This is a genomic window from Mycolicibacterium iranicum (assembly GCF_002101705.1).
Lineage (GTDB): Bacteria > Actinomycetota > Actinomycetes > Mycobacteriales > Mycobacteriaceae > Mycobacterium > Mycobacterium iranicum.
The window spans coordinates 31,034-42,009 of the sequence record NZ_LQPC01000020.1; the positions used below are offsets into that span (position 1 = coordinate 31,034).

Annotated in this window: 13 protein-coding genes and 1 riboswitch; of the genes, 7 read left to right on the forward strand and 6 right to left on the reverse strand. The window is 67.6% G+C overall.

What is annotated here, in order from left to right:
• Positions 1–3: 3 nt before the first annotated feature.
• Both trpS and AWC12_RS05180 read right to left on the reverse strand, forming a co-directional pair.
• Positions 4–1,017, reverse strand: a complete 1,014-nt coding sequence (gene trpS / locus AWC12_RS05175) for a tryptophan--tRNA ligase (protein WP_024448976.1) — start codon at positions 1,015–1,017, stop codon at positions 4–6.
• A gap of 33 nt (positions 1,018–1,050) precedes the next feature.
• On the reverse strand, positions 1,051–1,437 hold the full coding sequence (locus AWC12_RS05180; protein WP_051226923.1) for a MarR family winged helix-turn-helix transcriptional regulator: 387 nt from the start codon (positions 1,435–1,437) through the stop codon (positions 1,051–1,053).
• Positions 1,438–1,459: 22 nt separating this feature from the next.
• Here AWC12_RS05180 and AWC12_RS05185 point away from each other — a divergent pair, with 22 nt between their 5' ends.
• On the forward strand, positions 1,460–2,290 hold the full coding sequence (locus tag AWC12_RS05185) for an esterase/lipase family protein (RefSeq protein WP_234813831.1): 831 nt from the start codon (positions 1,460–1,462) through the stop codon (positions 2,288–2,290).
• A gap of 66 nt (positions 2,291–2,356) precedes the next feature.
• On the opposite strand, the gene AWC12_RS05190 is transcribed toward AWC12_RS05185, so the two are convergent.
• A complete protein-coding gene (locus AWC12_RS05190) occupies positions 2,357–3,169 on the reverse strand; it encodes an exodeoxyribonuclease III (protein WP_085172778.1) in 813 nt (270 codons plus the stop codon).
• 70 nt (positions 3,170–3,239) lie between these two features.
• On the opposite strand from AWC12_RS05190, the gene AWC12_RS05195 reads away from it, so the two are divergent.
• The 4 genes from AWC12_RS05195 to AWC12_RS05210 all read left to right on the forward strand — a co-directional run bounded on the left by AWC12_RS05195 (position 3,240) and on the right by AWC12_RS05210 (position 7,497).
• Entirely contained in the window at positions 3,240–4,073 is an 834-nt protein-coding gene (locus AWC12_RS05195; protein ID WP_085172780.1) for an epoxide hydrolase EphH, read from the forward strand.
• Positions 4,074–4,126: 53 nt separating this feature from the next.
• Positions 4,127–4,246, forward strand: a riboswitch (SAM riboswitch).
• A 42-nt stretch (positions 4,247–4,288) separates the two neighbouring features.
• Complete coding sequence (locus AWC12_RS05200; RefSeq protein WP_085172782.1) at positions 4,289–5,629, forward strand: bifunctional o-acetylhomoserine/o-acetylserine sulfhydrylase; 1,341 nt, start codon at positions 4,289–4,291, stop codon at positions 5,627–5,629.
• Between the two features lie 12 nt (positions 5,630–5,641).
• Positions 5,642–6,769: a homoserine O-acetyltransferase MetX gene (gene metX, locus AWC12_RS05205; RefSeq protein WP_085172784.1), complete on the forward strand. Its 1,128-nt coding sequence runs from the start codon at positions 5,642–5,644 to the stop codon at positions 6,767–6,769.
• Complete coding sequence (locus AWC12_RS05210; RefSeq protein WP_085172786.1) at positions 6,766–7,497, forward strand: class I SAM-dependent methyltransferase; 732 nt, start codon at positions 6,766–6,768, stop codon at positions 7,495–7,497. Before metX ends, AWC12_RS05210 begins: the two co-directional genes overlap by 4 nt.
• Before the next feature lie 105 nt (positions 7,498–7,602).
• Here the strand turns inward: AWC12_RS05210 and AWC12_RS05215 are convergent, their stop codons facing one another.
• Complete coding sequence (locus tag AWC12_RS05215) at positions 7,603–7,887, reverse strand: DUF3017 domain-containing protein (RefSeq protein ID WP_024448984.1); 285 nt, start codon at positions 7,885–7,887, stop codon at positions 7,603–7,605.
• Positions 7,884–8,735: a bifunctional methylenetetrahydrofolate dehydrogenase/methenyltetrahydrofolate cyclohydrolase gene (locus AWC12_RS05220; RefSeq protein WP_207576379.1), complete on the reverse strand. Its 852-nt coding sequence runs from the start codon at positions 8,733–8,735 to the stop codon at positions 7,884–7,886. Before AWC12_RS05220 ends, AWC12_RS05215 begins: the two co-directional genes overlap by 4 nt.
• Positions 8,736–8,762: 27 nt before the next feature.
• Between AWC12_RS05220 and AWC12_RS05225 the strand changes: the two genes are divergently transcribed.
• Positions 8,763–9,968, forward strand: coding sequence for an NADH:flavin oxidoreductase (locus AWC12_RS05225; protein ID WP_024448986.1), 1,206 nt, complete (start codon positions 8,763–8,765; stop codon positions 9,966–9,968).
• On the opposite strand, the gene AWC12_RS05230 is transcribed toward AWC12_RS05225, so the two are convergent.
• Positions 9,952–10,515, reverse strand: coding sequence for a TetR/AcrR family transcriptional regulator (locus AWC12_RS05230; protein WP_024448987.1), 564 nt, complete (start codon positions 10,513–10,515; stop codon positions 9,952–9,954). The two genes, AWC12_RS05225 and AWC12_RS05230, sit on opposite strands and share 17 nt — an antisense overlap.
• Positions 10,516–10,563: 48 nt before the next feature.
• Between AWC12_RS05230 and AWC12_RS05235 the strand changes: the two genes are divergently transcribed.
• Positions 10,564–10,959: a nuclear transport factor 2 family protein gene (locus AWC12_RS05235; RefSeq protein ID WP_085172790.1), complete on the forward strand. Its 396-nt coding sequence runs from the start codon at positions 10,564–10,566 to the stop codon at positions 10,957–10,959.
• Positions 10,960–10,976 lie beyond the last annotated feature (17 nt).

Below are 10,976 nucleotides of genomic sequence, written 5' to 3' on the forward strand. Positions count from 1 at the left end.
TGGCTATTGAGACGCTAGGAACCCTAGCCGGTCATATACCCGGCGCAACGTTTCCCCAGACACCTCGCGGGCCCGCTGCGCTCCCCGGGCCAGCACACCCTCCAGTTCTGCGGGGTCAGTGAGGAATTCGTCGACCCTGGCCTTGATCGGTGTGACGAACTCGACGACGGCCTCGGCCGTCTCCTTTTTCAGGTCTCCGTAACCGCGTCCCGCGTAGCCGTCGACGAGCTTGTCGATGTCGGCGCCCGTCACCGCGGACTGGATGGTGAGCAGATTGGACACGCCGGGCTTGGCATCGCGGTCGAACCGGACCTCGCGCTCGCTGTCGGTGACCGCGGAGCGGATCTTCTTGGCGGTTTTGGCCGGATCGTCGAGCAGGCTGATCAGGCCCGCGTCGGATTCGGCGGACTTGCTCATCTTTGCCGTCGGATCCTGCAGGTCATAGATCTTGGCGGTGGCCTTGGGGATCATGGCCTCAGGCACCACGAAGGTGTCGGGGAACCGAGCGTTGATCCGTTGCGCGACGTCGCGGGCGAGCTCGAGGTGCTGGCGCTGGTCCTCGCCGACGGGCACGAGCTCGGTGTCGTAGAGCAGAACGTCGGCCGCCATCAGGACGGGATAGGTGAACAGCCCGACCGTGGTGGCCTCGGCACCCTGCTTCTGCGACTTGTCCTTGAACTGCGTCATCCGCGAGGCCTGGCCGAAGCCGGTGAAACACCCCAACACCCAAGCCAATTCGGAGTGGCTGGGCACGTGGCTCTGCACAAAGACCGTCGCCCGCGCCGGGTCGATGCCCAACGCGAGGTACTGGGCGGCGGTGACGAGGGTGCGCTTGCGCAGCGTCGCGGGGTCCTGCGGAACCGTGATCGCGTGTAGGTCGACGACGCAGAAGTAGGCGTCGTAACCGTCCTGCAGGCTCACCCACTGGCTGACCGCACCCAGCGCATTTCCCAGATGCAGTGAGTCAGACGTCGGTTGTGCGCCCGAGAAAACGACGGGCCTGGGTGTGTTGCTCATGGTGAGACCATCTTTCCACTGGCATCCGCGCCGTCATCCCGGGGTCAGACGGCGCAGCGCGCGCAGAAAGACGGTGCGCTCCTCGGGAGTCAACTCGCCCAGCCATCGTTCCTCCCCGCGCTGAATCTCGGCCCGCACCGCATCCTTGACCCGGCGCCCCTTGTCGGTGATCGCCAGCAGCCGAACCCGACGGTCGTCGGGGTCGGGATAGCGCTCGATGTAGCCGTCGTCCTGCAGTTCGTCGAGGGTGCGGATGATGCGGGTTTTGTCGGCATTGATGGCTTCGGCGAGCGCTGCCTGCGTGCGGAATGCGCCGCGGTCGAGCGTCGAAAGCACCGCATAGCCCCACATCGTGATGCCGTGGCTGGCGAGAATCGGTTCTTCGGCCGCGATCAGTTCTCGCACCAGGGGCGCGAGCATCGCCGCCAGGTCGGGACGGGGTGTGGACGGCACCGACACAGCCTTGCGACAGGAACTGCTGGCCCACGGCTACCGGGTCTTCACCTCGCCCGCACTGGCGGGCCGCGGCCCAGTCGTCGACCAGGGCGGTTTCGGCGCCTTCGGTGACTGCCCGATCACGTTGCCCGAGAACATGACCGTCAACTCCACCGGCAGCATCGACACGGCGGGCGAACATCTGGCCCGGTTCCTCACCTACCTGCGCGACAGCTACGGCGTCGACGAGATCGATGTCGTCGGCCATTCGATGGGCGGGCTGTACTCGCGGGCGGCGTTCCGCGTTCTGCAGGGCCTCGGCGTGCCGATCCGGATCAGATCGCTGACGACGATCGGCACGCCATGGCAGGGCTCATATCTGTCGGACTACGCCAACGGCATCACGCCGAAAGCCGATTGCCTCGGCGACCGGTTCTGCGAGGTCGCGATGGACGGCATGAAGGCCGAAGTCGAGCGGTTGATGGCCGGATCCGGGCGCGAGGTCAATCAGGCGTTCCTGATGGGTCCCGACGGGTGGAACGAGTACCAGGCCGGGGTGCTGGACCGGATACCGGTCACCCTGATCGCCGGGAACCGCTTCGCCGCGCCGTCGAGCCCGGCGAATCCGACCGTGTGGCCCAATGACGGCCTCGTGGCGCAACGCAGCGCCTTGGCCACCGACATCAGCGCGCGCGTGCTACCGAACCGGCGGACGTTCACCTTCGATGACACGCACAGCATCTATGTGTCCAACGAGGCCGGCCTGCCCTGGGAGACGGGCCTGACGTGGGATCCGCGGGTGTTCGAGGTGGTTCGGGGTGCCATCGACGCTGCGTGAGCGCGCGCGAAATGCCAGAAATTGCGGCGCGTCGCCGAGCAGACGCGCGCGCTCGCGGTGCGAACCTCAGCCGTAGACGACTGTCACCGGGCAGTGGTCCGACCACCGCAATGCATACGCCGACGGCCGTTCGGTGGTCACGGACACGACGCGGCCCGCCAGCGCGGGCGTTGCCAGGTGGTAGTCGATGCGCCAACCGGCGTCGTTGTCGAACGCCTTGCCGCGCCATGACCACCACGCGTAGGGCCCCGCGACGTCGGGGTGCGCCGCGCGCACCACGTCAACCCAACCGGTATCCAGTAGGTCGGTGAGCCACTGCCGTTCCTGCGGTAGGAACCCCGCCTTCTTGACGTTGCCCTTCCCGTTCTTGATGTCGTTCTCGGTGTGGGCGATGTTCCAATCGCCGCAGAGCACCGCGTCTTTCCCGGCCGCCAGCAGCGCAGCCATCCGCGCCGCCACGGCCGCCATGAACCGTTCCTTCTCCCGCTGCCGGTCCGTCTCTGCCTCACCGGTCGGGAAGTACACGCTGCCCACCGTCAGCCCGGCCGTATCGGCCTCGACATAGCGTCCATGCGTCACGAATTCCTCTGCACCGCAACCGATCCTGATGTCCTCGATCGGGGTGCGCGAGAGCACGGCCACACCGTTGCGACCCTTTATCGACGGCTCGGCCGACGCCAGATGCCAGCCATCGGCGAGTACCGGCGCCAAAGCCTCGGCCAGTTGATCGTCGTCGGCGCGGGTCTCCTGCAGGCACACGACGTCGGCCGTCGTTTCCTTGAACCATGGCAGCATCCCGAGGTTCTCCGACGACCGCTCCTTGACCGCCGCGCGGATGCCGTTGACGTTGATCGTGCTGACCGTGATGGGACGCGTCACGTCCGCAGACCCTAACCGAACCGTGTCACCGCTTCTTGCGGTACCGGCGGTATCACCTTATCGTCGCCCCATGGCACCACGAGAGCCGATCCACGAGGGTTCCGGCGAACCAATTCTTTTGCTGCATCCCTTCCTGTGCTCACAGAACGTCTGGCGCGCCGTCGGCGGGCAGCTCGCCGACACCGGCCGCTTCGAGGTGTTCGCACCGACCATGCTGGGCCACCACGGCGGCCCCAAGTCGCCGACGTGGATGCTCCACACCGAGATGCTCGTCGACGACGTCGAACGGCGGCTTGATCAGCTGGGGTGGGAAACCGCCCACATCGTCGGGAACTCGCTGGGCGGCTGGGCCGGCTTCGAGCTTGAACGCCGCGGGCGCGCCCGCACCCTGACCGCGATCGCGCCGGCCGGCGGATGGTCACAGCACTCGCTCACCAAATACGAGACCGTGCTGAAGTTCATCGCAGGCGGGCCCGCGCTGATCGCCGCCCGCCTGCTCGGGCCCCGGATCCTGAAGCTGCCCGGTGCGCGAAGGCTCGCGACACTCCCGGTCAGCGGGCCGGCCGACGGTCCGTCCGAGGCCGATCTGCTGGCGCTCGTCGAGGATGCCACCCATTGCAGTGCCTACATCCAACTGCTGGTCAAGACGCTGCGGCTGCCCGGCCTCCTTGAGCTGGCCAACCTCGGCGCACCCACCCAGCTGGTGCTCTGCGAGAAGGACCGGGTGTTCCCGACCCCGCGCGGCAACCGCTACTTCCTCAACCACATGCCCGACCACGCCCGTGTGGTGCGCCTCGACGGGGTCGGACACATCCCGATGCTGGAAGCCCCCGGCATCATCACCGAACTGATCGCGGGCTTCGTCGACGAACACACGACCCCGGATTCCAAAGCCATCAGCTGACGGCGAAGCCACCTAGTGGCACGGTCCGCGCTGCGTGCGCTAGAGTTCGACTCGGTCATGAGTGCCAGCGAATAGCCCCGGCTTGCTGGCCGGCAACCCTCCAACCGCGGTGGGGTGCCCCGGGAGACGACCAGGTTGAGTAGCCGATCCCGGCTATAAGGCAAGCGCGGGTCCGCCGTGAAACGGGCCCCCCGGTTTCATGGAGGAGTACGTCGATGACCGAACCCGACCCCACGTCAGGCTGGGCGTTCGAGACCAAGCAGGTACATGCGGGGCAGACCCCCGACATCGCGACCAATGCGCGCGCCCTGCCGATCTACCAGACCACGAGCTATACGTTCAACAGCACCAAGCACGCCGCGGCGCTGTTCGGGCTCGCCGAGCCCGGCAACATCTACACCCGCATCATGAATCCGACGCAGGACACCGTCGAACAGCGCATCGCCGCGCTGGAAGGCGGAGTCGCGGCCCTGTTTCTGGCGTCCGGCCAAGCGGCGGAGACGTTCGCGATCCTCAACATTGCCAACAACGGCGACCACATCGTGTCGAGCCCGCGACTCTACGGCGGCACCTACAACCTCTTCCACTACACGCTGCCCAAGCTCGGCATCGAGGTCACGTTCGTGGAGAACCCCGACGACCTGGAGTCGTGGCGCGCGGCAGCCCAGCCGAACACGAAGGCGTTCTTCGCCGAGACGATCTCCAACCCCCAGATCGATGTGCTCGACATCCCCGGTGTCTCCGGCGTGGCCCATGAGGTAGGCGTTCCGCTGATCGTCGACAACACCATCGCCACGCCGTACCTGATCCAGCCGCTGAGCCACGGCGCCGACATCGTCGTGCACTCGGCGACCAAGTATCTGGGCGGACACGGTACGGCCATCGCCGGCGTCATCGTCGACGGCGGCACGTTCGACTGGACGGCCAGCGGACGCTTCCCTGGGTTTACCAGCCCGGACCCGAGCTATCACGGCGTGGTGTTCGCCGAACTCGGCCCTCCCGCATACGCATTGAAGGCGCGCGTCCAGTTGCTGCGAGATCTGGGCTCGGCCGCGTCCCCGTTCAACGCATTCCTCATCGCGCAGGGCCTCGAGACGTTGAGCCTGCGAATCGAGCGGCATGTGGAGAACGCGCAGAAGGTCGCGGAGTACCTCGAAGCCCACCCCGACGTGACCTCGGTGAACTACGCCGGCTTGCCGTCCTCACCGTGGTACGAGCTGGGGAAGAAGTTGGCGCCCAAGGGAACCGGGGCCGTGCTGGCCTTCGAGCTGGCCGGCGGCATCGAGGCGGGCAAGGCGTTCGTGAACGCGCTGACGTTGCACAGCCACGTCGCCAACATCGGCGACGTACGGTCGCTGGTGATCCACCCGGCGTCGACCACGCACCAGCAGCTGTCCCCCGAGGAGCAGCTCGCCACCGGTGTCACGCCGGGCCTGGTGCGTCTCGCCGTCGGCATCGAAGGCATCGACGACATCCTCGCCGACCTCGAACAGGGCTTCGCGGCGGCCAAACCGTTCGCCGCCAAGACGGATCCGCATGCGGTTGCGTCGTTCTAGGGATTCTGTGACGTGACCATTGTGGATCTGACAACGGATCTCGTGACCCTCCCGCCGGAAGGCGAAATCGGCATCGTCGAGATCGGCAACCTGACGCTGGAGAACGGCGAGGTCATCGAAGACGCGTTCATCGCCGTGCAGCGATGGGGCAAGCTCTCCCCCGACCGCGACAACGTCGTCGTCGTACTGCACGCACTGACCGGCGATTCCCACATCACCGGTCCCGCCGGACCCGACCACCCGACGCCGGGCTGGTGGGACGGCGTGGCAGGCCCCGGAGCGCCGATCGACACCGACAGGTGGTGCGCGATCTCGACCAACGTCCTCGGCGGCTGCCGCGGTTCGATCGGCCCGAGCTCTGTCGCACCCGACGGAAAGGCTTGGGGCTCAAGGTTCCCGACGATCTCGGTGCGCGACCAGGTGACTGCCGACGTGGCCGCACTGGAGCGTTTGGGCATCACCGAGGTCGCCGCGGTGATCGGCGGGTCGATGGGTGGTGCGCGGGCCCTGGAGTGGGCCATCAGCTATCCCGAGAGTGTCCGCGCCGCGCTGGTGCTGGCGGTCGGGGCGCGGGCGACGGCAGACCAGATCGGTACGCAGAGCACCCAGGTGGCGGCCATCAAGGCCGACCCGAACTGGAACGGCGGCGACTACCACGACACCGGCCGGTCCCCCGACGCCGGCCTCGAGATCGCCCGCCGCTTCGCGCATCTGACCTACCGCGGCGAGGTAGAACTCGACGAGCGTTTCGGCAACGACGCCCAGCCCGGCGAAGACCCGGGCAGTGGCGGGCGGTACTGCGTGCAGAGCTATCTGGAGTACCAGGGTCGAAAGCTGTTGGCGCGCTTCGACGCAGGTACCTACGTCACGCTCACCGATGCGTTGTCGAGCCACGACGTGGGCCGCGGCCGGGGCGGAATCGAAGCGGCGCTGCGCGGGTGCACGGTTCCGACGGTCGTCGGGGGAATCACCTCGGATCGGTTGTACCCGTTACGGTTACAGGACGAGATCGCCGAGCTGCTCCCCGGTTGCGACGGACTCGACGTGGTCGAGTCGGCGTATGGACACGACGGGTTCCTGGTGGAGACCGACGCCGTCTACAAGCTGATCCGGCGAACGCTGGAGCTGGCGTCACGGTGAGTCGCTCACCGGACCCCCGCCCGCTGTCGTTCGGCGCGGAGGCGGCCGCGTACGAGCGGGGCCGGCCGTCGTACCCGCCCGAGGCCATCGACTGGCTGCTCCCCCACCGGGCTCGCGACGTGCTCGATCTCGGTGCCGGCACCGGCAAGCTGACCACCCGGCTCGTCGAACGCGGCCTCAATGTCTTTGCCGTCGACCCGATCCCGGAAATGCTCGAGTTGCTGACCTCGTCGCTGCCCGAGACCCCGGCACTACTGGGCACCGCCGAGGAGATCCCGCTGCCCGACGATAGCGTCGACGCCGTCCTGGTGGCCCAGGCGTGGCACTGGTTCGACGAGGAACGGGCGGTCAAGGAGATCGCGCGCGTGCTGCGCCCCGGCGGACGCCTCGGCCTGGTATGGAACAACCGCGACGAGCGGCTCGGCTGGGTCAAAGATCTCGGCCAGGTCATCGGCCACGAGGTGGACCCGTTCAGCCAGATGGTCGAGTCCGCCCCGCCCTTCGCGGATTCAGAGCGGCATCTCGTCGAATGGACGAACTACCTGACACCGCAGGCGCTAATCGATCTGGTGGCCTCGCGAAGCTACTGCATCACCTCGCCCGAACAGGTGCGCACCCGCACGCTGGACCGGGTGCGCGAGCTGCTCGCCACCCATCCCGCACTGGCCAACAGCAGTGGACTGGCGTTGCCCTACGTCACGGTGTGCATCCGCGCGACGCTGGCCTGAACACGCGCAACGGCCCGGCCCCGGCTGGCGGTTTCGCGAGAGCGCCCACACGGTAGCCAAAAGGCCCCCGCGGCTACCCTGGTGGCGCTTTCGCGAGACGGCGCGTCAGCTGGTGCCGAGCGGATCGATCGTCCACGCGATGTAGAGCATCGCGGCGCTGACCGACGCGGTGGTGACGAAGTCGACAGTGCGCGTGCGCACCGCGAGCAAACCGACCCGGTCCTCGGACAGCGTGAGCCGCAGCGCGGCAGCCACCGCGACGCCGATCGCCATCACGAGGGCGCCGCGACGCCAGTAGCCCGCGGCCACCAGCGCGAACGCCGCGATCAGGAACAGCGCGACCACCAGGATGGGCCACTGGCCCGCGAACACCTTGCGGGCCAACCTCATCGGCCTGCTTCGGCCCGTTCCACGACGTTGGTCAGCAAGAATGCCCGTGTCAGCGGGCCGACGCCACCGGGGTTCGGCGACACGTGACCCGCGACGTCCCACACGCCCGGGTGGACGTCTCCGACGAGCTTGCCCGCATCGTCGCGGCTCACCCCGACGTCGACGACGGCCGCGCCTGGCCGCACCATCTCTGCGGTCACCATGTGGGGTACGCCCGCGGCGGCGACGATGATGTCGGCCTCCCTGGCGATCTCGGGCAGGTGCCGAGTTGCGGTGTGACACAACGTGACCGTCGCGTTCTCCGAGCGCCGGGTCAGCAGCAGGCCGAGCGGCCTGCCGACGGTGACCCCGCGCCCGATCACGACGACGTGCGCGCCGGCGATCTCCACTTCGTAGCGGCGCAGCAGATGCACGATGCCACGCGGGGTGCAGGGCAGGGGCGCGGGTTCGTTGAGCACCAGCCTGCCCAGGTTGGTCGGATGCAGGCCGTCGGCGTCCTTGGACGGGTCGATGCGCTCCAGCGCGGCGTTCTCGTTGAGGTGCTTGGGGAGCGGAAGCTGCACGATGTAGCCGGTGCACTCGGGGTTGGCGTTGAGCTCGTCGATGGTTTCGTCGAGCGTCGCCTGGCTGATGTCGGCGGGCAGGTCGCGGCGGATCGAGTTGATACCGACCTTGGCGCAGTCGGCGTGCTTGCCGCGCACGTAGGCCTGCGAGCCCGGGTCGTCCCCGACCAGCACCGTGCCTAGTCCCGGCGTCCGTCCCGCCGCGGTGAGCGCATCGACGCGCTCCTTGAGGTCGACGAAGATCTCGTCGCGCGTGGCCTTGCCGTCCAAAGTGATCGCACCCACGGGCCTCATTGTGACAGGCTCCGTGACATGACAGCCCAGCACGATGTGTTCACCCCGGCCACCCTCGGTCCGGTAACGCTGCGCAACCGCATCATCAAAGCCGCCACGTTCGAGGCGTCCACTCCGAATGCGCTGGTGACCGACGATCTGATCACCTATCACCGGCTGCCGGCGGCCGGCGGTGTCGGCATGACCACCGTCGCCTACCTCGCCGTATCCCCGGGAGGCCGGACCGAGGGCAAGCAGATCTACTGGCGTCGGGAGGCGATGCCGGGGCTGCGGCGGCTCACCGACGCCATCCACGCCGAGGGTGCTGCGATCTCCGCGCAGATCGGTCACGCCGGGCCGGTCGCCAACGCCAAGTCCAACAAGGCCAAGGCCTACGCGCCGGTGCGGTTCTTCAACCCGCTGTCGATGCGATTCGCCAAGCACGCCACCCGCGACGACATCGACGACATCATCGAGGCCCATGCCAATGCGGCGAGGATGGCCATCGACGCCGGATTCGACGCCGTCGAGGTTCACCTCGGGCACAACTACTTCGCGAGCTCGTTCCTGTCCCCGCTGATCAACCGGCGCACCGACGAGTTCGGCGGATCGCTGGAGAACCGGGCCAAGGTGGCGCGCGGCACGGTGCTCGCGGTGCGGAGGGCGGTCGAGAAGGCAGGAACGCCGATCGCCGTGACGGCCAAGCTGAATATGTCCGACGGCGTGCGCGGCGGCATCTCGACCGAGGAGTCGCTGCAGACGGCCACGTGGCTGGAGTCCGACGGCGGGCTCGACGCCATCGAACTCACCGCAGGCAGCTCACTGGTCAACCCGATGTACCTGTTCCGCGGCGACGCCCCGATCAAGCAGTTCGCCGGCGCCTTCAAGCCGCCGCTGCGGTGGGGCATTCGGATGACGGGCACGAAGTTCCTGCGCGAGTACCCGTACCGGGAGGCTTACCTTCTGCGTGACGCCAAGCTGTTTCGCGCCGAATTGAAGATGCCGCTGATCCTGCTCGGCGGTATCACCAACCGCGAGACGATGGATCTCGCGATGGCCGAGGGCTTCGACTTCGTGGCGATGGGGCGCGCGCTGCTGGCCGAGCCGGACCTGATCAACCGCATCCGGGCCGACGGCGCTGCCCGCTCGATCTGTAATCACTGCAACCAGTGCATGGCGACGATCTACAGCCACACCCACTGTGTCGTGACGGGCTCGCCGTCCCCGGTCAATTCGGGGATATGAGCGCGCGGGCGCAGGTGGCGACGATCTCGTCCGCGCTCGGCGGAATGGCCTGACGCGCCCGCAAGTGGCGCCGCACCACCGCCGCGGGCACGTCCATGATCGCGGCGGTGACGCGTCCGCCCTCGTCGGGGAGCTCGGCGAGGACCTTGCGAAGCTTGCGCTGCAAGCGTTTCCGCCGTCCAGCCACCGTCTCGGGCCACTCGCTCATGCCGAGGTCGTTGGGGCCGGCGAGTAACACCTGCGCCTCGACGGGATGGTCGCGGCACCATTGCACGATCCGCAGCGCACCGGCCACGCAACGCTGCTGCGGGTCGTCATCGCCGGAGAGCGCTTCGAGCAATCCCTCCTGGAAGCGCTCCTCGGTGCGCACCCACAGCTCGCCGCACAGCGCCGCTCTCGTCGGGAATCGGTGGTAGACCGAGCCGCTGGGTGCGCCGGTGCTGCGGGCCACGGCCGACATCGTCACGGCCCCAGGCCCTTCGGCGGCGAGGAGCTCCGCGGCTGCGTCGAGCAGGACGTCAGCGGTGTATCTGGCGGGCCGCGGCATTGCTCCACCCTAAAATAGAGGTTAATCTCTAAAAAGAGAGGAGACGCCATGGGAACGGCTCAAGACGTCGCGGGAAGCTTCTATCGCGCACTTTCCGACGGCGACGGAAACGCGCTATTCGCTTTGCTCACAGACGATTTCGAAGGGGTCGTCAGCGCAGGCATGCCTCACGGGGTAGGTGGTGAACACCATGGGCGTGTCGCGATGATCACCGAGGTGTGGGGACGCATCGACGCGGCCTACGACATCGAGGTAGTGCCCCGTGAGTATCTGACGACCGAGCATCGGGACCAGGTCGTCGTTCTCGGCACCTACCGCGGATCTGCACGGGGTGCCGACGAACGCGTCGACGCGGCGTTCGCATACGTCATCACGGTGAAGAACGGCCAGATAACAGCGCTGCAACAGATCACCGACACCGCCAGGTGGCGCATCCCCGCGTAGGCCGATACCGATACAGT